Annotated in this window: 24 protein-coding genes and 1 pseudogene; 4 read left to right on the forward strand and 21 right to left on the reverse strand. The window is 60.3% G+C overall.

Annotation, left to right across the window (positions count from 1 at the left end; all coding sequences use genetic code 11):
* Window positions 1-12 precede the first annotated feature (12 nt).
* Window positions 13-1,056 carry a GMP reductase gene (locus tag ACJ8PE_RS11820; protein WP_015376656.1) on the reverse strand — a complete coding sequence of 348 codons (1,044 nt, stop codon included), beginning with the start codon at window positions 1,054-1,056 and terminating at the stop codon, window positions 13-15.
* A 362-nt stretch (window positions 1,057-1,418) separates the two neighbouring features.
* Between ACJ8PE_RS11820 and coaE the strand changes: the two genes are divergently transcribed.
* Window positions 1,419-2,033, forward strand: a complete 615-nt coding sequence (gene coaE / locus ACJ8PE_RS11825; RefSeq protein ID WP_197793026.1) for a dephospho-CoA kinase — start codon at window positions 1,419-1,421, stop codon at window positions 2,031-2,033.
* Here the strand turns inward: coaE and ACJ8PE_RS11830 are convergent.
* Entirely contained in the window at window positions 1,933-2,163 is a 231-nt protein-coding gene (locus ACJ8PE_RS11830; RefSeq protein ID WP_227414610.1) for a hypothetical protein, read from the reverse strand. The genes coaE and ACJ8PE_RS11830 overlap by 101 nt on opposite strands.
* Here ACJ8PE_RS11830 and zapD point away from each other — a divergent pair.
* A pseudogene (gene zapD / locus ACJ8PE_RS11835) lies at window positions 2,051-2,791 on the forward strand (cell division protein ZapD); the annotation flags it as partial. The gene ACJ8PE_RS11830 and the pseudogene zapD sit on opposite strands and share 113 nt — an antisense overlap.
* 51 nt (window positions 2,792-2,842) lie before the next feature.
* Entirely contained in the window at window positions 2,843-3,034 is a 192-nt protein-coding gene (gene yacG / locus ACJ8PE_RS11840) for a DNA gyrase inhibitor YacG (RefSeq protein ID WP_025301578.1), read from the forward strand.
* Window positions 3,035-3,073: 39 nt separating this feature from the next.
* On the opposite strand, the gene mutT is transcribed toward yacG, so the two are convergent.
* From mutT to secM, 3 genes are all read right to left on the reverse strand, one after another.
* Window positions 3,074-3,478 (reverse strand): 8-oxo-dGTP diphosphatase MutT, encoded by a 405-nt coding sequence (gene mutT / locus ACJ8PE_RS11845; protein WP_042783691.1) that lies wholly within the window; start codon window positions 3,476-3,478, stop codon window positions 3,074-3,076.
* Window positions 3,479-3,558: 80 nt separating this feature from the next.
* Complete coding sequence (gene secA / locus ACJ8PE_RS11850) at window positions 3,559-6,267, reverse strand: preprotein translocase subunit SecA (protein WP_042783690.1); 2,709 nt, start codon at window positions 6,265-6,267, stop codon at window positions 3,559-3,561.
* A gap of 82 nt (window positions 6,268-6,349) precedes the next feature.
* Window positions 6,350-6,880 (reverse strand): secA translation cis-regulator SecM, encoded by a 531-nt coding sequence (gene secM, locus ACJ8PE_RS11855; protein WP_033641856.1) that lies wholly within the window; start codon window positions 6,878-6,880, stop codon window positions 6,350-6,352.
* Window positions 6,881-6,906: 26 nt separating this feature from the next.
* On the opposite strand from secM, the gene ACJ8PE_RS11860 reads away from it, so the two are divergent.
* Complete coding sequence (locus ACJ8PE_RS11860; protein WP_004932751.1) at window positions 6,907-7,422, forward strand: DUF721 domain-containing protein; 516 nt, start codon at window positions 6,907-6,909, stop codon at window positions 7,420-7,422.
* Window positions 7,423-7,536: 114 nt separating this feature from the next.
* Here the strand turns inward: ACJ8PE_RS11860 and lpxC are convergent, their stop codons facing one another.
* The 16 genes from lpxC to mraZ form a co-directional block, all read right to left on the reverse strand.
* Complete coding sequence (lpxC, locus tag ACJ8PE_RS11865) at window positions 7,537-8,454, reverse strand: UDP-3-O-acyl-N-acetylglucosamine deacetylase (protein WP_004932754.1); 918 nt, start codon at window positions 8,452-8,454, stop codon at window positions 7,537-7,539.
* A 103-nt stretch (window positions 8,455-8,557) separates the two neighbouring features.
* Window positions 8,558-9,712: a cell division protein FtsZ gene (gene ftsZ, locus ACJ8PE_RS11870; protein ID WP_004932757.1), complete on the reverse strand. Its 1,155-nt coding sequence runs from the start codon at window positions 9,710-9,712 to the stop codon at window positions 8,558-8,560.
* Between the two features lie 74 nt (window positions 9,713-9,786).
* Window positions 9,787-11,043, reverse strand: a complete 1,257-nt coding sequence (gene ftsA / locus ACJ8PE_RS11875) for a cell division protein FtsA (protein WP_004932758.1) — start codon at window positions 11,041-11,043, stop codon at window positions 9,787-9,789.
* The gene (gene ftsQ, locus ACJ8PE_RS11880) at window positions 11,040-11,891 is read right to left on the reverse strand and encodes a cell division protein FtsQ (protein ID WP_004932761.1); all 852 of its coding nucleotides are present in this window, start codon (window positions 11,889-11,891) and stop codon (window positions 11,040-11,042) included. Before ftsQ ends, ftsA begins: the two co-directional genes overlap by 4 nt.
* A gap of 1 nt (window position 11,892) precedes the next feature.
* A complete protein-coding gene (locus ACJ8PE_RS11885) occupies window positions 11,893-12,813 on the reverse strand; it encodes a D-alanine--D-alanine ligase (protein ID WP_033651670.1) in 921 nt (306 codons plus the stop codon).
* The gene (gene murC, locus ACJ8PE_RS11890; RefSeq protein WP_094143818.1) at window positions 12,806-14,281 is read right to left on the reverse strand and encodes a UDP-N-acetylmuramate--L-alanine ligase; all 1,476 of its coding nucleotides are present in this window, start codon (window positions 14,279-14,281) and stop codon (window positions 12,806-12,808) included. The genes ACJ8PE_RS11885 and murC overlap by 8 nt, the downstream gene beginning before the upstream one ends.
* An 84-nt stretch (window positions 14,282-14,365) precedes the next feature.
* Window positions 14,366-15,430 (reverse strand): undecaprenyldiphospho-muramoylpentapeptide beta-N-acetylglucosaminyltransferase, encoded by a 1,065-nt coding sequence (gene murG, locus ACJ8PE_RS11895; protein ID WP_004932773.1) that lies wholly within the window; start codon window positions 15,428-15,430, stop codon window positions 14,366-14,368.
* Window positions 15,431-15,433: 3 nt separating this feature from the next.
* Window positions 15,434-16,636 carry a cell division protein FtsW gene (gene ftsW / locus ACJ8PE_RS11900; protein WP_015376649.1) on the reverse strand — a complete coding sequence of 401 codons (1,203 nt, stop codon included), beginning with the start codon at window positions 16,634-16,636 and terminating at the stop codon, window positions 15,434-15,436.
* Window positions 16,633-17,952: a UDP-N-acetylmuramoyl-L-alanine--D-glutamate ligase gene (murD, locus tag ACJ8PE_RS11905; RefSeq protein ID WP_197793027.1), complete on the reverse strand. Its 1,320-nt coding sequence runs from the start codon at window positions 17,950-17,952 to the stop codon at window positions 16,633-16,635. Before murD ends, ftsW begins: the two co-directional genes overlap by 4 nt.
* 2 nt (window positions 17,953-17,954) lie before the next feature.
* Window positions 17,955-19,037 (reverse strand): phospho-N-acetylmuramoyl-pentapeptide-transferase, encoded by a 1,083-nt coding sequence (mraY, locus tag ACJ8PE_RS11910; RefSeq protein ID WP_004932782.1) that lies wholly within the window; start codon window positions 19,035-19,037, stop codon window positions 17,955-17,957.
* The gene (gene murF, locus ACJ8PE_RS11915; protein WP_197760820.1) at window positions 19,031-20,392 is read right to left on the reverse strand and encodes a UDP-N-acetylmuramoyl-tripeptide--D-alanyl-D-alanine ligase; all 1,362 of its coding nucleotides are present in this window, start codon (window positions 20,390-20,392) and stop codon (window positions 19,031-19,033) included. The genes mraY and murF overlap by 7 nt, the downstream gene beginning before the upstream one ends.
* Window positions 20,389-21,876 carry a UDP-N-acetylmuramoyl-L-alanyl-D-glutamate--2,6-diaminopimelate ligase gene (murE, locus tag ACJ8PE_RS11920; protein WP_197793028.1) on the reverse strand — a complete coding sequence of 496 codons (1,488 nt, stop codon included), beginning with the start codon at window positions 21,874-21,876 and terminating at the stop codon, window positions 20,389-20,391. Before murE ends, murF begins: the two co-directional genes overlap by 4 nt.
* A complete protein-coding gene (locus ACJ8PE_RS11925) occupies window positions 21,863-23,626 on the reverse strand; it encodes a peptidoglycan glycosyltransferase FtsI (RefSeq protein ID WP_004932790.1) in 1,764 nt (587 codons plus the stop codon). The genes murE and ACJ8PE_RS11925 overlap by 14 nt, the downstream gene beginning before the upstream one ends.
* Window positions 23,627-23,668: 42 nt before the next feature.
* Window positions 23,669-23,989, reverse strand: a complete 321-nt coding sequence (gene ftsL, locus ACJ8PE_RS11930) for a cell division protein FtsL (protein ID WP_033651674.1) — start codon at window positions 23,987-23,989, stop codon at window positions 23,669-23,671.
* Window positions 23,986-24,927 carry a 16S rRNA (cytosine(1402)-N(4))-methyltransferase RsmH gene (gene rsmH, locus ACJ8PE_RS11935; protein WP_004932794.1) on the reverse strand — a complete coding sequence of 314 codons (942 nt, stop codon included), beginning with the start codon at window positions 24,925-24,927 and terminating at the stop codon, window positions 23,986-23,988. Before rsmH ends, ftsL begins: the two co-directional genes overlap by 4 nt.
* Before the next feature lie 2 nt (window positions 24,928-24,929).
* Complete coding sequence (gene mraZ / locus ACJ8PE_RS11940; RefSeq protein WP_004932796.1) at window positions 24,930-25,388, reverse strand: division/cell wall cluster transcriptional repressor MraZ; 459 nt, start codon at window positions 25,386-25,388, stop codon at window positions 24,930-24,932.
* Window positions 25,389-26,213 lie beyond the last annotated feature (825 nt).

Consider the following 26,213-nt stretch of genomic DNA (forward strand, 5'->3'; position numbering starts at 1 on the left):
GCAAGGTGCGGCTTATTTGCTGCCGAAGACGCGGTTTTCCTGCTCCGCCACGCGGATAAAGGTGGTGCGCTTGGTCAGCTCTTTCAAACGCTCGGCGCCGACGTAGGTGCAGGCGGAACGCAGGCCGCCGAGGATATCACGCACGGTGAACTCCACCTCGCCTCGCAGCGGCAGCTTGACGGTTTTGCCTTCGGCCGCGCGATACTCCGCCACGCCGCCGACGTGGCGCTTCATCGCTGACTCGGAGCTCATGCCGTAGAACAGCATGAATTTCTCGCCGTTCTCTTCCACCACGGTGCCTTCGCACTCGTCGTGGCCGGCCAGCATACCGCCCAGCATCACGAAGTCCGCGCCGCCGCCGAAGGCTTTGGCGACATCGCCCGGCACCGAGCAGCCGCCGTCGCTGACGATTTGGCCGCCCAGCCCGTGGGCCGCATCGGCGCATTCGATCACCGCCGACAGCTGCGGATAGCCCACGCCGGTCTTCACGCGGGTGGTGCATACCGATCCCGGCCCGATGCCGACTTTAACGATGTCGGCGCCGGAGAGGATAAGCTCCTCCACCATCTCGCCGGTCACTACGTTGCCGGCGCAGATGACGTGATTCGGGCAGGCTTCGCGCGCTTTCTGCAGGAAGGCGACGAAGTGTTCAGAGTAGCCGTTGGCCACGTCGATACAGATGAATTTCAGCGCCGGAGACAGAGCCAGGATCTGCTGCATTTTGGCGAAGTCGGCTTCTGAGGTGCCGGTGGACACCATCACGTGGCGCAGCACCGATTCCGGCATGCGCTGCACGAAGTCAGCCCATTGCTCGACGCTGTAATGTTTGTGTACGGCGGTGAGAACATCGAAAGAAGCCAGGGCCTCGGCCATGCGGAAGGTGCCCACCGTGTCCATGTTGGCGGCGATAATCGGCACGCCGGACCAGCTGCAACCTGAATGCTTGAAGGTAAACTGACGTTCCAGTTCAACCTCGGAACGGCTTTTCAACGTGGAACGCTTAGGGCGGATCAACACGTCTTTAAAGCCTAACTTCAAATCTTCTTCAATACGCATGACTTATGATTTCCTGGTTAATGGCGACGGATCGCAAGGAGGATATTCGAACCTCTGCCCGACGGCTTTCCCGTGGCGCGGAAAGATGACGGCGAGATTAATGCCAGTTCCAGTGACGTTATAATACGCGCTAATAATCGCCGAACAAGACTGCGAATTCGCCTTTATTTACGCTACAATCCGACAAATTTACCTGCATAATCGCAGTGTGATTGCCCGCTCATTTCTGCCGTGCCGCTGCGCTTTTTCTCGCCGTCCAAACGGGGCCGAGGCGCAAGCGCCGCCTGCCGACTTGCACTTCTGCGCGATCGCTTTATGATTCGTCTATTATTTTTTTATGAACATCGGATGCACCTAACACCATGGCCTACATTGTTGCGTTGACCGGGGGCATAGGCAGCGGCAAAACGACCGTTGCGAACGCCTTTGCGCGCCACGGCGCAGCCATTGTCGATGCCGACGTGATCGCCCGTCAGGTCGTTGAGCCGGGCACCCCTGCTCTGGCCGCGATCGCCGAGCGATTTGGTAATGAAATGTTGCTGCCGGACGGCGTGCTCAACCGCGCTGCTCTGCGTCAGCGCATCTTCAGCCACCCCGATGATAAAACCTGGCTGAACCAACTGCTGCATCCGCTGATACACCGCGAGACCCAACGCCAACTGGCGCAGGCGGCCAGCCCGTACGCGCTGTGGGTCGTGCCGCTGCTGGTGGAAAACGGCCTGCAGGATCGCGCCGATCGGGTGCTGGTGATCGACGTCGACACCGAAACCCAGTTGGCTCGCACCATCGCGCGCGACGGCATCAGCCGCGAGCAAGCGCAGAGCATTCTCGCCGCCCAGGCCACGCGCCAGCAGCGCCTCGCCGTGGCGGATGACATTATTGACAACAGCGACGCCGCTCAGGGGATAGAGCCACGGGTCGCCGCACTGCATCGTCGCTACCTTGAACTGGCGGCAACAGCGCCCCAACAGGATTAAACTGCATGAGTGATGTTTCCCCAACCGTTCTCTTTGAACACCCGCTGAACGAAAAAATGCGTACCTGGCTGCGCATCGAGTTTTTACTGCAACAGCTGCACGGCCAGCGCGCCCTGAGCGAAACCGCCATCGCCCTTACCTTTTTCCGCACCGTCTCCGATTTGCTGGACGTACTGGAGCGCGGCGAGGTACGCACCGAACTGCTCAAAGAGCTGGAGCGTCAGCAGCAAAAACTGTTGGCCTGGGCCGATGTGCCGGGCGTGGATATGGCGCTGATCGAGCAGTTGCGCGGCCAGTTGAAGTCGCGTTCATCGGCGCTGATGGCGGCACCGCGCCTCGGTCAGGCACTGCGTGAAGACCGGCTGATCGGCCTGGTGCGCCAGCGTCTGAACATTCCCGGCGGCTGCTGCAGCTTCGATTTGCCGACCCTGCACATGTGGATGCATGCGCCGCAGCAGGATCGCGATGCCGACGTCGCCGCCTGGCTGCAGTCGCTGGATCCGCTGAACCAGGCGCTGATCATGGTGCTGGATCTGATCCGTCAGTCGGGGCCGTTCCGCAATCAAATCAGTCTGAACGGCTTTTTCCAGGACAACGCCGAAGGGGCGGACCTGCTGCGCCTGCGCCTTCATCTGGCGCCGCAGCTTTATCCGCAAATTTCCGGCCACAAGACGCGTTATGCCATTCGTTTCCTGCCGTTGGACAGCGAACATGGCATGGTGCCTGAACGCCTGACGTTCGAACTGGCCTGTTGTTGAACTCATGAAAGCAAGCCTTCTCAGCACCGCCAGAAGGCGTAAGGAACCGTTATGACGACCGTAGTGAAATGCCCAACCTGTGGCACCGGCGTGGTTTGGGGCGAAGTCAGCCCGTTCCGGCCGTTTTGCAGCAAGCGCTGCCAGCTGATCGATCTTGGCGAGTGGGCCGATGAAGAGAAGCGCATTCCGAGCAACAGCGATCTGTCGGAAAGTGAGGACTGGAGCGAACTCGACGACCGCTAATCGCCGATTGAAGGCCTGGCGCACGCCAGGCCGATAGTGTTATTGCGCGGCACCAGCCTGCGCCACCAGCAGTTGGATAATGCCGGCGTTGGCTTCCGGGAACTCGTCTTCACGCAGCTCCGCCTGTTTTACCCAGCGCATCGGCTGCCCCTCACGGCCAAACGGCTCGCCCGCCCAATGCTCCACCAGATAAAAATTCAGCGTCACGATGCGATCGCTGAAGCGATGTTCCACCACCTCCAGCAGTTCGGCCCGCTCGGCTTCGATACCGGTCTCTTCACGCAGCTCGCGGCTCAGCGCCTGTTCCGGCGTCTCACCCGGTTCGATCTTGCCGCCGGGAAACTCCCAAAATCCGGCCATGTGCGCGTCAGCGGCGCGGCGGGTAATAAAGATCTCCCGTTGAGCATTGCGGATGATGCCCACGGCGATATTCAGATGTTTCATCTCACCCTCCTGATGGGTGCCAAAAAACAGGGGCTCAGCAAGCTGAACCCCCGGGTATTATCGGTCAACCGCGGCCGGCATTACTGCAGGCGGCCGTGGCACTGCTTGTATTTCTTGCCGGAACCGCATGGGCAAGGATCGTTGCGGCCCACTTTGCGCTCGGCGGTCGCCGGCGCGTTCGGATCTTCGGTCACCAGCGCGTTCTCGTCGTGGTGGCTCAGCTGTTGCTGCTGCGCCAGGCGCTCGGCCTCTTCACGGCGCTGCTGTTCCAGCGCTTCCACCTCTTCCGGCATCCGCACCTGTACCTTGCTCAGCACGCTGATCACTTCATATTTCAGCGATTCCAGCATGGTGGCGAACATGTTGAAGGATTCGCGCTTGTACTCCTGCTTCGGATCCTTCTGCGCATAGCCGCGCAGGTGGATGCCCTGACGCAGGTAGTCCATCGCCGCCAGGTGCTCTTTCCACAGGGAATCCAGCGTCTGCAGCATCACGCCCTTCTCGAAGTTGCGCATCATTTCGCTGCCGACCACTTCTTCCTTACGCAGGTACTGCTCTTTGGCGTTCTCCAGAATGCGTTCGCGCAGCGTCTCTTCGTGCAGCTCCGGCTCTTTGTCCAGCCACTGGGCAATCGGCATCTCCAGATCGAAGTCGTTCTTCAGGCGCTCTTCCAGCCCCTGAATATCCCACTCTTCTTCCAGCGACTGCGGCGTGATGTAGTTGTCGATGGTGCTCTTGAACACGTCCTCGCGGATGCTGGCGATGGTTTCGCTCACGTCGGACACGTCCAGCAATTCGTTGCGCTGGCTGTAGATGGCGCGGCGCTGATCGTTGGCGACGTCGTCGTATTCCAGCAGTTGCTTACGGATATCGAAGTTGCGGCTTTCCACTTTGCGCTGCGCGTTGGCGATCGCCTTGGTCACCCACGGGTGCTCAATCGCTTCGCCTTCTTTCATGCCCAGTTTACGCATCATGCCGGACACGCGATCCGAGGCGAAGATACGCATCAGAGCATCTTCCATCGACAGGTAGAAGCGGGATGAACCGGCGTCGCCCTGACGACCGGAACGGCCGCGCAGCTGGTTATCGATACGGCGCGATTCATGGCGCTCGGTGCCGATGATATGCAGGCCGCCCGCCGCCAGCACCGCGTCGTGGCGCTCTTTCCAGGCGGCTTTGATGGCTTCGATCTGCTCTTCGGTCGGTTCTTCCAGCAGCGCCACTTCGGCCTGCCAGCTGCCGCCCAGCACGATATCGGTACCACGACCCGCCATGTTGGTGGCGATGGTCACCGCACCGCTCTGGCCGGCCTGGGCGACGATGTCCGCTTCCATGGCGTGGAATTTGGCGTTCAACACCTTGTGGTCGATGCCCGCTTTGGTCAGCTCTCGGGACACCACTTCGGATTTCTCGATCGAGATGGTCCCCACCAGCACCGGCTGGCCTTTGGCGGTACGCTCTCGGATGTCTTCAATGATGGCGCCGATCTTCTCTTTCTCGGTCATGTACACCAGATCCGGCATATCCTTACGGATCATCGGACGGTTGGTTGGCACCACGATCGTGTCCAGCTTGTAGATCGAGCTGAATTCGAAGGCTTCGGTATCGGCGGTACCGGTCATCCCGGCCAGCTTCTCGTACAGACGGAAGTAGTTCTGGAAGGTGATAGAAGCCAGCGTCTGGTTCTCGTTCTGGATCTCCACGCCTTCTTTGGCTTCCACCGCCTGGTGCAGACCGTCGGACCAGCGGCGGCCCTGCATGGTACGGCCGGTGTGCTCATCGACGATGATCACTTCGCCGTCTTTCACGATGTAGTCCACGTCGCGGGTGAACAGCACGTGGGCGCGCAGCGCGGCGGTAACGTGGTGCATCAGCATGATGTTGGTCGGCGAGTACAGCGATTCGCCTTCATCCATGATGCCGGCCTCCACCAGCATCTCTTCAATCAGGATCAGACCGCGTTCGGTCAGGTGTACCTGACGCGCCTTCTCGTCCACCGAGAAGTGCCCTTCACCTTTGAAGGTGTCGGAGTCTTCTTTTTCCTGGCGGATCAGTTTAGGGATCAGCTTGTTGACTTTGATGTACATCTCCGAGCTGTCTTCTGCCGGGCCGGAGATGATCAGCGGCGTACGCGCTTCATCGATCAGGATGGAGTCCACCTCATCCACCAGCGCATAGTGAAGTTTGCGCTGCACGCGCTCTTCCGGGCTGAACGCCATGTTGTCGCGCAGGTAGTCGAAGCCGTACTCGTTGTTGGTGCCGTAGGTGATGTCGGCGGCGTAAGCTTCGCGCTTGGCCGGCGCCGGCATGCCCGGCAGGTTGATGCCGATGCTCAGGCCGAGGAACTCGAAGAGCGGACGGTTGTTTTCGGCGTCGCGCTGCGCCAGATAGTCGTTGACGGTCACGACGTGCACGCCGCGGCCGCTCAGGGCGTTCAGATAAGCCGGCAGCGTCGCGGTCAGGGTTTTACCTTCACCGGTGCGCATCTCGGCGATGCAGCGGTCGTTCAGTACCATGCCGCCCAGCAGCTGCACGTCGAAGTGACGCATGCCGAACACGCGCTTGCTCGCCTCACGCACCACGGCGAAGGCTTCCGGGATCAGGCTTTCCAGCGATTCGCCTTTCTCCAGGCGCGCGCGGAATTCGTTGGTTTTCGCTTTCAACTCGTCATCGGACAGCTTTTCCATGTCCGGTTCCATGCGGTTGATCTGCTCAACCACTTTGCGCATGCGGCGCAGGGTACGATCGTTACGGCTGCCAAAAACTTTGGTTAATAATTTCACTAACATGATGTTTGATATCTCTGTCATGACCGCCGAGCGCGGCAGTCAACTTGCTATTATTTATGGTTTTTGTGCCCAAAGGGCGAGATCAGACGAGGGCGACGGGCCCGGCGCGAATGCCCTGCACCTGCGCCACCCACAGGCCGGTCTGGTGCCGCGCCAGCGTTGGCAGCACCTCAAGGTGGGTGTGGCGAATGATGGTCGGCGGCTTCGGCTCGTGCGTCAGCAGCGCGTTGAGAGTAGAAAGCAGCGCCAGTTGCGCTACCTGCAAAGGGGGTTCCGCTTCGGCTTCGCTCTCCTGCACCCGCGCATAAACCGCCTGCGGCGCCAGCGCGAAAGAGAGGTGACGAATGACGGTACGCAGCGCATGTTGCTGCCAATAATCTACGCTGAAGGTAGGACGGCGATGCGCGTCCTGCAGCAGGGCCAGGCTGTTGAAGGTGCCGTTGGCCGAATTTTGCCGGTTAAGGCTGGACGATGTGCTCGGCAATGCGGCCTGATCGGGTGCGCCGGACAAATTGGAAGGCGCGCCAAGCGTGGCCGCAACCATCCCTAACAGGAGATGGGGCCAGAAATAACGTCTGCCAAATTGTCGCCAACGATTTAGAATACCGATCACGAGTTTATAATCCGCCGGAGCCCATTATGCGCGATAGCCGTCCACAATTATTAGATGTCCTGTTCGACGACGCGTCTGCCGGCAGCAAAGGGCCGCTGCATAACGTCCAGCAACGCGCGGTGGCGCTGCTCAAGCTTAACCGTGCAGTGAAAGGCCTGTTGCCCGCTCCCCTGCATCCCTGGTGCCGCGTCGCGAATTTCCGACAGGGTATTTTAGTGCTCGAAACGGCAAATGCCAGTTGGATGATGCGCTTGCGCTACGAACAACCCGCTTTGCTGTCTGCACTACGAGCGCAAATTCTACCATCATTGTCGTCGATCGACATCAGGATTAATCCGGCCTTGATGGCGAAAGGCAGCAACCAGGTGCAAAACGCCGAAAAAGCGCCGGAAAAACCCGTGCCGATGCGGCATTTGAGTCTGGAGAGTGCGGAAGAGCTGAGGGGATTGGCGAGCCGTAGCCCAGAGAAACTGCGCAAGATATTGGAACGGCTGGCTGCATTGGCCGGAGAGGGTACCAACACAACCAGTCGTGATAAGTAATCAGCGACACGGACTGCAAAATACCGGACAGCCAGCACCACACCATCGTGAGCCTGAATTCTCAGGCTCTCAGGGGATGCGCCTGCCGTTATTCGCAGGCGAGGAATGCAGACCTTACGCCAATACGGTAGACGGTGCCTTGAATGCCAATGGCATTTCGGCTTCGTCCTGGAAGGTCACGTATTCCCACGCTTCCTGCTTGGCCAGCACGGCCTGCAGCAGTTTGTTGTTCAGCGCGTGGCCAGACTTGAACGCGGTGAACGCGCCAATGATGTTGTGGCCGCACATGAACAGGTCGCCGATGGCGTCCAGCATTTTGTGACGTACGAATTCGTCTTCGAAACGCAGACCGTCTTCGTTCAGCACGCGGTAGTCGTCTACCACGATGGCACAGTCGAAGCTGCCGCCCAGGGCCAGGCCGCGGGACTGCAGGTATTCGATATCACGCATGAACCCGAAGGTGCGCGCGCGGCTGATTTGACGCACGAACGACTCAGCCGAGAAATCAAGACGATAGCGCTGAGAGCTGGCGTCGATGGCCGGGTGGTTGAAGTCGATGGTGAAGTCCAGGCGGAACCCGTTATGCGGGGACAGCTCGGCCCACTTGTCGCCATCTTCAACGCGTACGGTCTCTTTCAGACGCAGGAATTTCTTCGCCGAGTTCAGTTCTTCGATGCCGGCATCCAGCAGCAAGAACACGAACGGACTGGCGCTGCCGTCCATGATTGGGATTTCAGCGGCGTCGACTTCGATGACGATGTTGTCGATGCCCAGCCCAGCCAGCGCGGCGTTAAGATGCTCAACGGTCGAAATACGCACGTCATGCTCATTCACCAGGCAAGTACAGAGCATGGTATCACGCACGGATTTTGCATCAGCCGGAAAATCAACCGGTGGATTCAAGTCAGTGCGACGATAGATGACCCCGGTATTAGCCGGCGCTGGGCGCATTGTCAGCGTGACTTTCTTGCCGGTATGCAAACCGACGCCAGTCGCCTGAACAATACGTTTTAATGTCCTTTGTTTGATCATCGTTTTATCTCGCAATGTTATCCATCCTACCAGCCAAGCATACAGCATGGCTGGCGGGACAGTTTAGCACAAAGAGCGGAGATTCCAAATTCTCAGGATATTCTTAGTCTGCCTGTTTACGCAGGAAGGCTGGAATATCAAGATAGTCGGGCTCTTTATTCGGCTGCGCAGCTTGGTCGTTGACCACCTTCGCGGCAGGTTTCACTTCCTGCGGCAGAGGCGACATGCCGTGCTGCTGATAACGGTGATCCATCACCGGCTGGCTGGCCTGCTTATTGGTCACCAGGGTGATTTCAGGACGCTTGTCCATACCGATACCGGTTGCAACCACGGTTACGCGCAGTTCGTCGTTCATTTCCGGATCCAGCGAGGTACCGATAACCACGGTGGCGTTGTCGGAAGCGAACGCACGGATGGTGTTACCCACGGTTTCGAACTCATCCAGACGCAGGTCGAAGCCGGCGGTGATGTTGACCAGTACGCCGCGCGCGCCGGACAGGTCGATGTCTTCCAGCAGTGGGCTGGAGATCGCCATTTCGGCCGCTTCTTCGGCACGGTCTTCACCGCAAGCCACACCGGAACCCATCATCGCGTAGCCCATTTCGGACATCACGGTGCGCACGTCGGCGAAGTCGACGTTCATCAGGCCCGGACGGGTGATCAGCTCGGCGATACCCTGCACCGCGCCTTTCAGCACGTCGTTGGCCGCGCCGAACGCGTCCAGCAGGGAAATGCCGCGACCCAGAACTTTCAACAGCTTGTCGTTCGGGATGGTGATCAGCGAGTCCACGTGTTTGGACAGTTCAGCGATACCCTGCTCCGCGAATGCCATGCGTTTCTTGCCTTCGAAGTTGAAAGGCTTGGTCACCACGGCCACGGTCAGAATACCCAAATCTTTAGCTACTTCAGCCACCACTGGCGCCGCACCGGTACCGGTACCGCCGCCCATGCCGGCCGCGATGAAGACCATGTCTGCGCCGTCCAGCGCTGCGCGCAGGGCTTCGCGGTCTTCTTCCGCTGAATTGCGACCCACTTCCGGGTTCGCGCCCGCACCCAGACCTTTGGTAATACCGCTACCAATCTGGATGGTTTGGCCAACCGCCGTTTTGCGGAGCGCCTGGGCGTCCGTGTTCACAGCGAAGAATTCAACACCTTCGATGCGCTCGCGCACCATGTGTTCAACGGCGTTGCCACCGCCGCCGCCGACGCCGATGACTTTAATCACCGCGTCATTGGTTAGTTCCATTGGTTCAAACATAGTTTCTCTCCGTTTTGTGCCTGTCGCTGCGAGATCATAAAAAGATTACTCAGCATGATCTCTTTGTTGAAACATTAAAACTCTTTTCTCAGCCAGCTATTGATGCGTTTAAACCAATTGCCCACCGAGGCGCGTTTTTCTACTTCTGTCTCACCGCTCAGGTGAGACTCTTTTCCATAGTGCAGCAGACCTACCGCCGTCGAGTAGTAAGGCTCCTGCGCATAATCCGTCAGACCCGTGATGTTCAAGGGTTGGCCGATGCGTACCTGGGTGTGGAACACCCGTTGCGCACAGGCTGCCAGGCCATCAATCTGGGCGGCGCCACCGGTCAGCACGATACCTGCCGCCAGATGATGCTTCACCCCTTGCTGACGCAGTTGCTCCTGCAATTGCAAAATTTCATCGTTAACCAGATTCAACAGTTCGGTGTAGCGTGGCTCAATGACTTCAGCCAGCGTCTGTCTTTGCAGACTGCGCGGAGGACGTCCCCCGACGCTAGGCACCTCTACATTCTCATCCTTGCTAACAATCGACCCAAGCGCACAACCGTGTCGAACTTTAATCGCTTCCGCGTCGGTCGGCGGCGTGCCGAAGGCGTAAGCGATATCGCTGGTGACCACGTTCCCGGCGTAAGGGATCACTTTGGTGTGGCGCAGCGCACCGCCGGTGTACACCGCCATATCCATGGTGCCGCCGCCGATATCCACCACGCAAACGCCGAGTTCGCGTTCATCTTCGGTCAGCACCGCGTAGCTCGCGGCCAGACCGGCGAAAATAAGTTGGTCAACTTTCAGGCCGCAACGTTCCACGGCCTTGACGATGTTCTTCGCCATATCGTTATGGCAGGTAATCAGATGCACCTTGGCCTGCATGCGCACGCCGGACAGCCCAACCGGGTTTTTGATGCCTTCCTGATAATCGATGGCGTATTCCTGAGGAATCACGTGCAGGATGCGGTGTTCGTCACGCACGCGCACCGATTTGGCGGTGTGCACCACGTTCTCCACGTCGTCCTGCGTCACTTCCTCTTCCGAGATAGGCACCATGCCGATTTCGTTCTGGCAGCTGATGTGTTTGCCCGACAGCGCCAGGTACACCGACGAGATCTGGCAGTCCGCCATCAGCTCGGCCTGATCGATGGCGCGCTGTACGCACTTCACCACCGACTCCAGGTCGTTTACGCCGCCCTTATCCATGCCGCGAGACGGGCAGCTGCCCACCCCGATAATGTTGACCATGCCATCGGGCAGAACTTCCCCTACCAACGCGGAGACTTTTGCAGTACCGATCTCCAGTCCAACTACCAGTTTTCTGTCCGTCGACTTGATCATTGTTGTTTTGCCTGTGCCTGATTCTGTTGCTGATTACTGTTTTGCTGACCGCCAAGCGCCTGCGGATCGACCAACACCGGAGCCCACCCTACCGAAGCGCCGGACTCGTAGCGCAGATCGACATAGCTGACACGCTTGCTCTCCGCCTGGCCCTGCTGCTGCAATACCGGGTAAAGCTCGATAAACCGCTGCAAACGCCCGTTGCGGTCATCGCGCCCCAGCTCAAGCCGGACATCGTTGTCCAGCGCCAGCTGCCAGGAATGGCGCGCGGTCATCGCCGCCATTTTCAGCGTATATTTGCTGGCCGCCAACGTGGCGCTCATCGCCCGATAGCCTTCCAGCACATCCTGCTCGCTCCCTTCCGGCCCGTAGAGCAGCGGCAACTTCTGCTTGCCCGCCCGCTCCGCCGGCACGCTGAACGCTTTGCCCTCGGCGTCCACCATGTGCAAATCGTTCCAGCGCGCCACCGGGACGTACTCCACCAGATGGATCTTCAGCTCATCCGGCCATTGTTTGCGCACGCTGGCCTGCTTGATCCACGGCAGACGTTCGATCTGCTGCTGGATGACGTCCACATCCTGCGTCATAAAGGTGCCGGGCGCGCCCAGCGCCAGGATCGCCTGACGAATATCATCGTTGGTGGTGTAATGGCGTTCGCCGGTCACCACCAGCCTTGAGAGCGGCAGGCGACTGGCGTCTTTCATCCAGCCAAGCACCGCCCAACCGCTCCACACGACCGTTCCCAACACCATCAGCAGGAAAATCATTCCCGCCAACTGGGTTCCATTGCTGCGGCGCGGGCCGTTATCCACCTCGCGATCGCGCGCATTCAGGGCAGCTTGCGACATATCAGTCGGCCAACTCCAAAATTCTCGCCACTAGCTGCGAGAAGCTTAATCCAAACTGGCGCGCCGCCATCGGCACCAGGCTATGACTGGTCATGCCCGGAGAGGTGTTCACCTCAAGCAGATAGAAGCTGCCATCGCTGTCTTGCATCACGTCGACGCGGCCCCAGCCGCTGCAGTCCAGACCGCGGTAGGCGCGCAGCGCCAACGCCGCCATCTCGGCTTCCTGCTCGGCGCTCAAACCGCTCGGGCAGAAGTACTGCGTATCGTCCGAAATGTACTTGGCCTGGTAGTCGTAAAACACGCCGGCCGGCTGGATGCGGATCGACGGCAACACTTGGTCGCCCAGCATCGCCACGGTGTATTCCGGGCCGCTCAACCACTTCTCCACCAGCACATCGTCGTCATGGCGGAAGGCTTCTTCCAGCGCCGCTGCCAACGCCGCACTTTCGGTGACCTTGCTCATGCCGACGCTGGAGCCTTCACGGCTCGGCTTGACGATCACCGGCAGACCGAGATCCGCCACGCGCGCCAGCAGCGCCGCTTTTTCGGCGCCGAGATACAGCTGGCGATTCAGCGCCACGTAAGGCGCCACCGGCAGGCCCATCGACTGCCACACCATCTTGGTGCGCCATTTGTCCATGGTCAGCGCCGAGGCCATCACGCCGCTGCCGGTATAAGGCAACTCGAGGAACTCCAGCAGCCCCTGCAGGGTGCCGTCCTCGCCGCCGCGGCCGTGCAGCGCGATAAACACTTTGGTGAACCCCTGCTCTTTCAACTGGGTCACCGGGAAATCGCGGGTATCGACGCCATGCGCATCGATACCGGCTTCGCGCAAGCCGGCCAGCACCGCGGCGCCGGACTGCAGAGAAACGTCACGTTCAGCGGAGGTGCCACCCAGCAGAACTGCAACTTTATCAGCCATGGTGCTCCTCCTCTTTCTTCGGCGGCTGCAGCTTCAGCTCGGCCAGTTTACGGGCGATTTTGCCCACGTTGCCGGCGCCTTGCACCAGCACCAGGTCTTCATCCTGCAACAGCTGCGCCAGCGTTTCCGGCACGGTATCGGCATCGGAAACCAGGATCGGATCCAGCTTGCCGCGGCTGCGGATGGTGCGGCACAGCGAGCGGCTGTCCGCGCCCGGGATCGGCGCTTCGCCGGCGGCGTACACGTCGAGCATCAGCAGCACATCCACCTGCGACAGCACGTTGGCGAAATCGTCGTACAGATCGCGGGTGCGCGTGTAGCGGTGCGGCTGGAAGATCATCACCAGACGCTTGTCCGGCCAACCGGCGCGCGCCGCCTTCAGCGTGGCGTCCACTTCGGTCGGATGGTGGCCGTAATCGTCCACCAGCATCGCGCTGCCCGTTTTGCCGTTAACCGGCTCCAGCGGAAACTCGCCGAGGAAATCGAAGCGGCGCCCGGTGCCCTGGAAGCCCGCCAGCGCGCGCAGGATATCTTCGTCGTCGATGCCTTCTTCGGTCGCTACCGCCACCGCCGCCGCTGCGTTCAACGCATTGTGGCGGCCCGGCGCGTTCAGCGTCACCGTCAGCAACGGTTTGTCCTGACGGCTCAGGGTAAAGTGCCCCTGCGGCCCAATCTGCCGGTAGTCTTCGATGCGCACGTCGGCATCTTCACTGAAGCCGTAGGTGGTGATATGACGACCCACGCGCGGCAGCAGCTCACGCACCACCGGATCGTCGATGCACATCACCGCGCGACCGTAGAACGGCAGGTTGTGCAAGAAATTGATAAACGTCTGCTTCAGGTTCTCGAAGTCGCCCTGGTAGGTGTCCATGTGGTCGGCTTCGATGTTGGTGACCACGGCCACCATCGGCTGCAGATGCAGGAACGACGCATCGCTCTCATCCGCTTCCGCGATCAGATAACGGCTGGACCCCAATCGTGCGTGGGTGCCCGCCGCCTTCACCAGCCCGCCGTTAACGAAGGTCGGGTCCAGGCGGGCTTCGGCGTAAATGCTCGAGACCATCGCCGTGGTGGTGGTTTTGCCGTGCGTGCCGGCGATAGCGATGCCGTGGCGAAAACGCATCAGCTCCGCCAGCATTTCAGCGCGGCGGATCACCGGGATGCGCGCTTCACGGGCGGCGACGATCTCCGGGTTGTCGGCGGAGATGGCGGTAGATACCACCACCACGCTCGCATCCAGCACGTTTTCCGGACGGTGATTGAAATAAATCGTCGCCCCGAGCGCGCTCAACTGCTGGGTCACCGGATTCGGCGCCAGGTCGGAGCCGCTGATCTGATACCCTTCGTTTGCCAACACTTCGGCGATACCACCCATGCCGGCGCCACCGATGCCGACAAAGTGAATGTGCCGGACGCGACGCATCTCGGGCACGATAGTACGTAGTTTCGCCAGTTGTTGTGTATTCATCACTCTCTCTAATCCGGATCCGGTACCCCGGCCCTACATCACATTGCTTTTATTCAGGTTCGGCGCGCCGAACCCCTGCACTCGTTACTTGGCGAGCCGCACCAGCTCCGCCGCCACGCGCTCGGTGGCGTCCGGAATGGCGACCGCGCGCGCTTTCTCGGCCATGGCCAGCAGCGTCTTGCGATCCCAGCTCGCCAGCAGTTCGGCCACCACATCGGCGTTGAACTGCGGCTGTTCGATAATCTTCGCCGCGCCGGCTTCTTCCAGCGGGCGTGCGTTCCAGTACTGTTGACGATCCTTGTGCATGAACGGCACGAAGATCGCCGGCAGCCCCGCCGCCGCGATTTCGCTGACGGTCAACGCGCCGGAGCGGCAGACCACCACGTCGGCCCAGGCATAGGCGGCGGCCATGTCGTCGATGAACTCGGTCACCTTGTGCTGCGTCTGCCCTACCCTCTCGTAGTCGCGCAGCACCGTTTCCAGCGCGCCCTTGCCAACCTGATGCCAGAGCGTAATTCTATCGCCCAAACGCGCCGCGACTTCAGGAACTGTCTGATTCAGCACGCGGGCGCCCTGACTTCCGCCAATCACCAGCACGCGGATCGGGCCTTCGCGCCCTTGCAACCGCTCCGCCGGCAACGGCAGCGCCAACACGTCGGTGCGCACCGGGTTGCCCACCACCTCGGCGTTCGGGAACGCGCCGGGGAAGGCCTGCATCACTTTGGCGGCGATGCGCGCCAGCCAGCGGTTGGTCAAGCCGGCGATGCCGTTCTGCTCGTGCAGCACCACCGGGATGCCGCACTGCCAGGCCGCCAGGCCGCCGGGGCCGGAAACGTAACCGCCCATCCCCAGCACCACATCCGGCTGATAGCTGCGCATGATGGCTTTCGCCTGCCGCACCGCCTGCCAGATCCGCAGCGGCGCCGTCAACTGGGCCTTCAGGCCCTTGCCGCGCAGGCCGGAGATGCGGATAAAATCAATCTCGATCCCGTGCTTCGGCACCAGATCGGCTTCCATTCGGTCTGCGGTTCCGAGCCAGCGCACCTGCCAGCCCTGCGCCATCAGATGATGCGCGACCGCCAGCCCCGGGAACACGTGCCCGCCGGTACCGCCTGCCATCACCATTAAACGCTTAGGTTTCCCGCTCATCCCTTACCTCTTCACAAACGCCTGAGCCTTGGTCAGGCGCGTTTCATAATCAATTCGCAGCAACAGCACAATCGCCGTCGACATAATCAGCAAGCTCGAGCCGCCGTAACTGATCAGCGGCAGCGTCAGACCTTTGGTCGGCAGCATGCCCGCGGCGGCGCCGACGTTAACCAGCGCCTGGAAGCTGAACCACACGCCGATCGCGCAGGCCAGGAAGCCGGAGAAGCGTTGGTCGATCTCCAGCGCGCGGCGCCCGATGGACATCGCGCGAAAAGCGACGAAGAATACCATTAACAGGGCTAAAACCACACCGATATAGCCCAGTTCTTCACCCAAAATGGAGAAGATGAAGTCGGTGTGCGCTTCCGGCAAATACTCCAGTTTCTGCACCGAGTTGCCGAGCCCCTGCCCCCAGAACTCGCCGCGGCCGAACGCCATCAGCGACTGGGTCAACTGGTAGCCGCTGCCGAACGGGTCGGCCCACGGGTTCCAGAACGAGGTCACGCGGCGCATACGGTACGGTTCCGCGATAATCAGCAGCACCACGGCGAACACGCCGGAGCCGATGATCGCCAGGAACTGCCACATTTTCGCGCCGGCCAGGAACAGCATCGCCAGCGTGGTGATGAACAGCACCACCACGGTGCCGAGATCCGGCTGCGCCAGCAGCAGCACCGCCAGCACCACCATGACGCCCATCGGCTTACAGAAGCCCCAGAAGTTGCTGCGCACCTCTTCCACCTTGCGCACCAGATAGCTCGCCAGGTAGCAGAACAGCGATAGCTTGGACAGCTCCGCTGGCTGAATACGCAGCGGGCCGAGCGCGATCCAGCGCGAGGCCCCGTTCACCGAGCTCCCCACCACCAGGACGATCAGCAGCATCACGATCGACATCAGCAGCATCACGTTGCTGTAGCGCTGCCAAACTTCCATCGGGATGCGCAGCGTCACCAACGACAGGCCGAACGCCAGGCCGAGGTACAGCGCATCGCGTTTGGCGAACAAGAACGGATCGTCCGCCAGGCGTTGGCCGATCGGCATCGACGCCGAGGTCACCATCACGAAGCCGATGATCGCCAACCCGAAGGTCAGCCACAGCAGGGTGCGATCGTACAGCACCATGTTGACCGCGTCGTTGTCGCGCGCGCCGGTCACCCAGTCTTTCAGCCGTTCTGTCAGCCCGAAGTTCGGCAAGCGTAGTTTCATCCGCCAAGCTCCTGCGCCAGGCGGGCGAACTCATCGCCGCGCACTTCAAAATTACGGAACTGATCGAGACTGGCGCAGGCCGGCGACAACAGCACCATATCGCCGGGCTGTACGCGGCCGGCGATGGTGCGCATCGCCTGCTCCATGGTCTCGGTCAGCGTCGCCACTTCCGGCCGCAGCTGCGCCAGTTGGGCGCCGTCGCGGCCAAAGCAATACAGCCGCACGTTGTCGCCCTGCAGATAGCGCGCCAGCGGCGAGAAATCGGCGGACTTGCCGTCGCCGCCCAGCAGCAGATGCAGCGTGCCGTCCACCTGCAGGCCGTTCAGTGCCGCTTCGGTGCTGCCGACGTTGGTGGCTTTGGAATCGTTGATCCAACGCACGCCGTTGTTCTCCCAGGCCAGCTGGAAGCGGTGCGCCAGGCCGGTGAAGGTGGTCAACGCCTTCAGGCTGGAGGCACGCGGGATATTGACCGCATCCGCCAACGCCAGCGCCGCCAGGGCGTTGGTGTAGTTGTGGCGGCCGGTCAGCTTCATCTCGCGCGTGTTCAGCACCTTCTCACCGCGCACCCGCAGCCAGGTTTCGCCCTGCTGACGGTTCAGGTGATAGTCGCCCACGTCCGCCCCGAAGCTAACGCAGCGTTCGTCGGCGCCGCGCAACGGCATGGTCAGCGCATCGTCCGCGTTCACCACGCACACCGCGGCGTTTTCATACACGCGCAGCTTGGCGCCGCGATACTGCTGCAGGCCGAACGGATAGCGATCCATATGATCTTCGGTCACGTTCAGGATGGTCGCCGCCGCCGCCCGCAGGCTATGCGTCGTTTCCAGCTGGAAGCTGGACAGCTCCAGCACATAAAGCTGACATTCCTGGCGCAACAGGCTCAGCGCCGGCAGGCCGATATTGCCGCCCACGCCCACCGCCCAACCGGCGGCTTTCGCCATCTCGCCCACCAGGGTGGTGACGGTGCTCTTGCCGTTGGAGCCGGTAATCGCCACGATCGGCGCCTGCGCCTCGCGGCAGAACAGTTCGACGTCGCCGACGATTTCCACGCCGGCGTCAGCCGCGGCGCTCAATGCCGGGGTCGCCAGCGCGACGCCCGGGCTGGCGACGATCAGATCCGCCGCCAGCAGCCAGTCCTGGTTCAGATCGCCCAGATGGCGCTCCACGCTTTCAGGCAGTTTGTCCAACCCTGGCGGCGCGATACGGGTATCCATCACGCGCGGCGTCACGCCGCGCGCCATGAAGAAATCGACACAGGACAGGCCGGTGAGGCCCAACCCGATGATGACGACTTTTCTACCCTGATAGTCTGCCATGATTAACGCACCTTCAGCGTTGCCAGGCCAATCAGCACCAGCATCAGCGAAATGATCCAGAAGCGCACGATCACGCGCGGCTCCGGCCAGCCTTTCAATTCATAGTGGTGGTGAATCGGCGCCATGCGGAAAATGCGTTGTCCGCGCAGCTTGAACGATCCCACCTGCAGGATCACCGACAGCGTCTCTACCACGAATACGCCGCCCATGATCACCAACAAGAACTCTTGGCGCAGCAGCACCGCGATGGTGCCCAGCGCGCCGCCCAGCGCCAGCGAACCGACGTCGCCCATAAATACCTGAGCCGGGTAGGTGTTGAACCACAGGAACCCAAGGCCGGCGCCGACGATGGCGGTGCAGACGATCACCAACTCACCGGCATGACGCAGATACGGAATATGCAGGTAGTTGGCGAAGTTCATGTTACCGGTCGCCCAGGCCACCAGCGCGAAACCGGCCGCCACGAATACCGTCGGCATAATCGCCAGGCCGTCCAGGCCGTCGGTCAGGTTGACCGCGTTGCTGGTGCCGACGATGACGAAATAGGCCAGCAGGATGTACAGCAGGCCCAGCTGCGGCATCACGTCCTTAAAGAACGGCACAACCAGCTCGGTGGCTGGCGTGTCTTTTCCTACGGCGTACATGGCGAATGCGACAATCAGCGCAATCACCGACTGCCAGAAATACTTCCAGCGGGCGATCAGTCCTTTGGTGTCCTTACGCACCACCTTGCGGTAGTCATCGACGAAACCGACGATGCCGTAACCCACCAGCACAAACAGCACGCACCAGACATACGGGTTGGACGGGTAGGCCCACATCAGCACCGAAATGGTGATGGAGGTCAGGATCATGATGCCGCCCATGGTCGGCGTGCCGCGCTTGCTGAAGTGCGACTCGGGGCCGTCGTTACGCACCACCTGGCCGAAGGACATTTCTTGCAGACGCTTGATCACCCGCGGGCCCATCCACAGCGACAGGAACAGCGCGGTCAGCAGGCTGACAATGGCTCGGAACGTCAGATAAGAAAAGACGTTGAAGCCTGAGTAATACTTGACCAAATGCTCGGCCAGCCAAACTAACATGGTGCTTTCTCCTGTAACGCGCGTACTACCTGCTCCATTGCGGCACTACGTGAACCTTTGATTAACACGGTGATGACCGCATGTTCCGACAGTAATTCCGCCACGCGCGCGATCACTGCTGTCTTGTCCTGATAATGTTCGCCATTGCCGGAAGCCTCGCTCAGCACGCGGCTCAACCCGCCGACGCTGATCACTTTATCGACCCCGGCCTGGCGGGCGGCTTCACCCACCTGACGGTGGCACTCTTCCGCTTCTGCGCCCAGCTCGGCCATATCGCCGACCACCATCACGCGGTAGCCCGGCATCTCCGCCAGCACCTGCGCCGCCGCAGTCATCGACCCGACGTTGGCGTTGTAGCTGTCGTCCAGCAGCAGCTTGCCTTCGGCCAGCGCCACCGGGAACAAACGCCCCGGCACCGCCTGCAATTGTTTCAACCCCTGACGCACCGCTTCGAGGGTGGCGCCCACCGACATCGCCAGCGCCGTGGCCGCCAGCGCGTTGGCCACGTTGTGGCGCCCCGGCAGCGGCAGCGCGATCTCGGCGGTGCCGAACGGGCTGTGCAGCGAAAACTGCGTGCCTGCGCCGTTCACCCGCACGTCGTGCGCGAAGAAGTCCACGCCTTCGGCCGCCTGCGGCGAGAAGCGCCAGACGGTTTTGCCGCCCAGCATGCTCTGCCAGTGCGGCCAGTCGTTGTTATCGGCGTTGATGATCGCCACGCCGTCGGCCGGCAGGCCGGTAAAGATTTCACCTTTCGCCTGAGCGACGCCAGCCAGCGAGCCGAAGCCTTCCAGGTGCGCCGCCGCCAGGTTGTTCACCAAAGCGGTCTGCGGACGCGTCAATGCGGTGGTGTAAGCAATTTCGCCAATGTGGTTAGCGCCCAGCTCTATCACGGCAAAATCATGCTGCGGCTCCAGACGCAACAGCGTCAACGGCACGCCGATGTCGTTATTGAAGTTGCCGGCGGTATATAGCACTTCGCCGCATTCACGCAGAATGGCGGCGGTCATTTCTTTCACCGATGTCTTGCCCGAGGAGCCGGTCAGCGCCACCACGCGCGCCGGCACCTGCTGGCGCACCCAGGCGCCAAGCTGCCCCAGCGCCAGACGAGTGTCTTTCACCACCAGCTGCGGCACGTCCACCAATAAGCGCTTACTGACCAGCAACGCCCCGGCGCCTGCGGCTACGGCATCCGCCGCAAAGTCGTGAGCGTCGAAACGCTCGCCTTTCAGCGCCACAAACAGGCAACCGGCGGTCACCTTGCGGGTGTCTGTCGTCACCTCGACAATTTGGCAATCGGCGCCGATCGGTTCAGCGCTCAATACCTCAGCCAGTGTCTGAAGAGAGACAGGGATCATGCCAGCACCCCCAGCAGTCGGGCGACCGTCGTGCGGTCGGAGTAATCCAGGCGGCGGTTGCCCACCAGCTGATAATCTTCGTGGCCTTTGCCCGCCACCAACACCACATCCTGCTCCTGCGCCTGCATGATGGCGCTGGTCACCGCTTCGGCGCGGCCGTGGATCACCAGCGCCTGCCCGGCATCCAGTAATCCGGTCAGGATATCGTTGATAATCGCGCGCGGCTCTTCGGTACGCGGGTTGTCATCGGTGATCACCACGCGATCGGCGAACTGCTCGGCGATGCCGCCCATCAGCGGACGCTTGCCCTTGTCGCGATCGCCGCCGCAGCCGAAGACGCACCACAGCTGCCCCTGGCAGTGCAGGCGCGCCGCTTCCAGCGCTTTCTCCAGCGCATCCGGCGTGTGGGCGTAATCCACCACGACCGTCGGTTTGCCCGGCGCGTTAAACACTTCCATGCGGCCGCAGACCGGCTGCAGACGGTTGCCGGTTTCCACCAGCGCCTCCAGCGGGTAGCCCAGCGACAGCAGCGTCGCCAATGCCAACAGCAGATTGCTGACGTTGAAAGCGCCCATCAGGCGGCTTTCGATCTCGCCGTCGCCCCAGCTGGAGCTGAACCGAACCGTGGCGCCGTTGTCGTGATAATCGACCGCCGTGGTTTTCAGCCAGCGGCCGTGACAGCCCGGCTGCAGATTGCCCTGCATCGTCACCGCCACCGCATCCGGCAGCTTGCTCAGCCAGCGCTGGCCGACTTCATCGTCGGCGTTGATGATCGCCTGCCCCACATTGTGGGCGGCGAACAGCGACCATTTGGCCGCTTCGTAATTGGCCATGTCACCGTGGTAATCCAGGTGATCGCGGCTCAGGTTGGTGAAGACCGCGGCAGCGAACGGCAGCGCCGCCACCCGGTGTTGCACCAAACCGTGGGATGAGACTTCCATCGCGGCGAAGGTCGCGCCCTGTTCCGCCAAGTCGTTTAATACGTGTTGAACATCCACCGCAGAACCGGTGGTATTCTCGGTCGGGCAGACCTGGCCCAGCAGACCGTTGCCGACGGTGCCCATCACCGCGCTGGTTTCGCCCAGCAGTTGGCTCCACTGCGCCAACAACTGCGTGGTGGTGGTTTTACCGTTGGTGCCGGTCACGCCGACCAGGCACAGACGCTCGCCCGGCTGATGGTAAAAACGCCCGGCCAGCGCGGAAAGGCGCTGGTTCAGTTGGCTCAGATAGATCACCGGCACGCCGTGCATCTCAACGATGGCACCGTCTTCGGCCTGACCGTCAGCTTCGGCGATCACGGCGGCGACGCCCTGCGCAATGGCCTGCGGAATATAGCGGCGTCCATCCGTTTGATGGCCGACCACGGCGACAAACAGATCCCCGGCAGCCGCCACACGGCTGTCTAATGTCATTTCCCGCAGCGCGCGCCCGGGCGCCGTCGGCACCCACGGGGCGAGTAAGTCGCGCAAATTACGATCTGCCACCTGAACCCTCTTTCTTGTTAATCACTAATTCGCTTTTGTCACCGGTGGGCAACGCGTCAGGCTCGACGTTCATGGTGCGCAATACGCCGCCCATGATGGCGCCGAACACCGGCGCGGAGATTGCGCCACCATAGTATTTCCCACCCTGCGGGTCGTTGATGACGACCACCAGGGCAAAACGGGGGTTACTTGCCGGCGCGACGCCGGCGGTATAAGCGATGTATCGGTTGACGTATTTGCCGTCCGGGCCCACTTTTTTCGCGGTACCGGTTTTGATGGCGATACGGTATCCCTTGATGGCGGCTTTCACGCCGCCGCCGCCCGGCAAGGCCACGCTTTCCATCATGTGCACCACGGTACGCACCAGAGGTTCAGGGAAAACGCGTTCGCCGGCGACCGGAGGGTCAACCTTGGTGATCGACAATGGGCGATACACGCCCAGACTGCCGATCGTTGCATAGACTCGCGCCAACTGTAACGGAGTTACCATCAGCCCGTAGCCGAAAGAGAAGGTGGCCCTCTCTATGTCAGACCACCGTTGTTTTTTTGGGTATATGCCACTGCTTTCTCCGACCAGCCCCAAATTGGTCGCTTTTCCCAGCCCAAAACGAGAGTAAGTATCTACTAACGCTGAGGACGGCATCGCTAACGCCAGCTTTGAAACACCGACGTTACTCGACTTCTGCAAGATCCCGGTCAATGACAGCTCCGAGTACCGCGCCACGTCTTTGATCTCGTGGCCCTGAATGCGGTACGGGATGGTGTTCAGCACGCTGTTTTCTCTCACCACGCCGTTTTGCAGCGCGGTCATCACCACCATTGGCTTCACGGTTGAACCGGGTTCAAAAATATCGGTGATAGCACGGTTACGCATGGTTTCTTTCGGCGTACCGGCCATGTTGTTCGGGTTGTAAGACGGGCTGTTGGCCATCGCCAGCACTTCGCCGGTGTTCACGTCGATCAGCACCGCAGTGCCCGATTCGGCCTTGTTGAACGCCACGGCGTTGTTCAGCTCGCGATACACCAGCGCCTGCAGTCGCTCATCGACGCTCAGCACCAGGTTATGCGCCGCCTGGCTGTCAACGGAGGAGATATCTTCAATCACTCGGCCGAAGCGGTCCTTGCGCACCGTTCTCTCGCCCGGTTGCCCGGTCAGCCAGCGATCGAAGCTCTTCTCGACGCCTTCGATGCCTTGCCCGTCGATGTTGGTCACGCCGATGATGTGCGACGTCACCTGCCCCGCCGGGTAGTAACGGCGCGACTCCTGCCGCAGGTAGATCCCCGGCAGCTTGAGTTTGTGGATGTAGTCGCCGATCGCCGGGTTAACCTGGCGCGCCAGGTAAACGAAGCGCCCTTTCGGGTTGGCGTTGATGCGGTTGGAAAGCTGGTCCAGAGGGATGTTGAGCGCATCGGAAAGCGCTTTCCAACGGCTGTCCAGCGTAATGCCGCCGCGTTCGTTCAGCTCTTTCGGATCGGCCCACACCGCATTCACCGGCACGCTGACCGCCAACGGACGGCCGGCGCGATCGCTGATCATGCCGCGCGCGGTCGGCACTTCCTGCACGCGCAGCGAACGCATGTCGCCTTCTTTCACCAGACGATCGGGGTTGATGACCTGCAGGTACGCGACGCGCAGCATCAGGCCAACCATCGCCAGCAAAATGCAGCCGCACAGCAACGCAAAACGCCAGCTGACAAAGCTGGCCTGATCTTCCTGGCGTCTCAACTTACCGGGGCGCGCTGCTTTCATGCGTTTCCTTTCTACTCCGTGTCATTATTCCGGTTAAACCATTCATTGTTTAACGATGATATTTTCCTGCGATGGATCAACGTGTTGCATCTGCAGTTTTTCTGTCGCGATACGTTCAACCCGGCTGTGATCGCCGAGGGCGTTCTCTTCTAAAATCAGGTTGCGCCACTCGATATCCAGCGCATCGCGCTCCAGAACCAGCTGCTCGCGTTCGGCGGTCAGCAGGCGGGTGCGGTGCGCGGTGGTCACCACGAAAATCGCGGAGACCAGTGACGCAATCAGTAAAATCATGGGGATCTTGGCGTTGCGCAGCAGATCGCCGCCAATCACCCCGACCAGGCCGTGACGTTCGTTGCCAATCACGCGGGCATCCTCTCAGCAATGCGCAGCACCGAGCTGCGCGCACGCGGGTTGTCCGCTACTTCCGCTTCCGACGGCATCATTTTGCCCAGCGCTTTCAGCGTTCGCCCGCCCATGCCGCGCAGTTGCTCCTCGGTCAACGGAATGCCGGCCGGCACCTGGGCGCCGCGGCTGTGGTGTCGCATAAAGCGTTTGACGATGCGGTCTTCCAGCGAGTGGAAGCTGATAATCGACAAACGGCCCTGCGGGGCCAGCACTTCCAGCGCGCCGTCGAGCGCACGCTCGATCTCTTCCAGCTCGCTGTTGATATAAATGCGGATCGCCTGGAAGCTGCGCGTCGCCGGATGCTTGTGCTTTTCACGGAACGGGCTGGCATCGGCGATCAGATCCGCCAGCTCTTTGGTGCGCGTCATCGGCTCCACGCGGTTTCTTTCGACGATGGCGCGCGCGATGCGCTTGGCGAAACGCTCTTCGCCGAAGGTTTTCAGCACCCAGGCGATGTCGTCCGCTTCGGCCTTCATCAGCCACTCTGCGGCAGACAGGCCGGTGGACGGATCCATGCGCATGTCCAGCGGACCGTCGCGCATAAAGGAGAACCCGCGCTCCGCGTCGTCAAGCTGCGGCGAGGAAACGCCCAGATCGAGCAGAACGCCGTCGATCTTGCCCACCAGCTCGCGCTCCCGCACATAGTGCGACAACTCGGAAAATGGGCCGTGTACGATGGTAAAACGAGGATCTTCAATAGATTTGGCGGCTGCAATCGCCTGAGGGTCACGGTCAATTGCCAGCAAGCGCCCTTCCGGCCCCAGTTGGGACAGAATCAGACGAGAATGGCCACCGCGACCAAAAGTACCGTCGATATATATGCCGTTGCTGCGGATATTGAGGCCGTTGACGGCTTCGTCCAGCAGGACGGTGGTGTGTTTATAGTTTTCCAACATGCTTATAGCGACAAGTCCTGTAGCCGCTCAGACAACGGTTCCTGAGTCGACTGTTCAGCGTCAATATCATCCTTGACTTGTTGATACCAGGTCTGTTCATCCCACAGTTCAAACTTGTTGAACTGACCGACCAGCATCACTTCTTTCGTGAGCCCGGCGTGTTGCCGCAGCGTACTGGCTAACAGCAAACGACCGGCACTATCCATCTGACACTCACTGGCATGTCCCAACAGCAGGCGCTGAACGCGGCGCTCGGCGGGATTCATGCTCGACAGACGTGATAATTTTTGTTCAATAATTTCCCATTCGGGCAAAGGATAAAGCAGCAGGCAGGGCTGATGGAGGTCAATGGTACAGACCATTTGGCCTTGCGATTCCTCGTTGAGCAATTCCCGATATCGGGTAGGTACGGCGAGCCGCCCTTTACTGTCGAGGTTGACCATCGTCGCTCCACGGAACATTCCTGAGCTACCCCTTAGTGACCGTTTTCACCACTTTACCCCACAAATTCCCACACAATGGAGTTTACGGAGGGTATGAAAACCTTGTCAAGCCAGAGCGCCAGCGCTTTGGCAATATTTCTCTGGTCATTTTGGGAGCTGACTCGCGAAAGAAACTCTGATTATTCGACGATTAAAAATTAACACCATGATAAACGGAGAGAATTTTCTAAGCGGAAAGAATCTGATTAAAAACCTGACGAACTGGCGATTAATTAACTCATTACTTCCTTCTGCAAGCCATGTCTCATTTTTCAGCTCGGCAATCTCAGGGCTGTAACCGCTGCCGCCCCGCGCGCGCCAAGGCTCGGCGCCTGACGAGTCGACCGCAGAATAAGGCCATAACTCCTTGAGTTAATAACGCTCAATCGTTATTCACCGTGAAACTGCGCGCTATTTTACTTCAATTTGCACCGCCGTGATGAGAGCACGGCGAAAATAAATGGCTCGGATATTACGAGCAGAAGTAATTTCGATTTAAATCAATTTGGTAAGATTATTCCCAAAACACCTGTTTACAATTATGGTTTCATTTTCTTACACCTTTATTTCCACAATTTTTGCCGGAAAAATCCCCCTGCGGACACAAAAAATCGCAACAGCATGTTTTTAATAGGTTTATTTAAAAACACCGATTTTAATCTCTCCATCCCTTCCTGCGCCCCGGCCCTGCGGGACAAAAACCGAACAAATGTTAAAAATAAAAATATAAACCTAGTTAAAAAACACAAACCAGAGCAGTAAACTATATAAAAAGCAAAAAACCATAACTAACAACTACAAATT

Origin of the sequence: Serratia sp. CY74737, assembly GCF_052166775.1 — a bacterium.
In the GTDB taxonomy this organism is placed as follows: Bacteria; Pseudomonadota; Gammaproteobacteria; order Enterobacterales; family Enterobacteriaceae; genus Serratia; species Serratia ureilytica.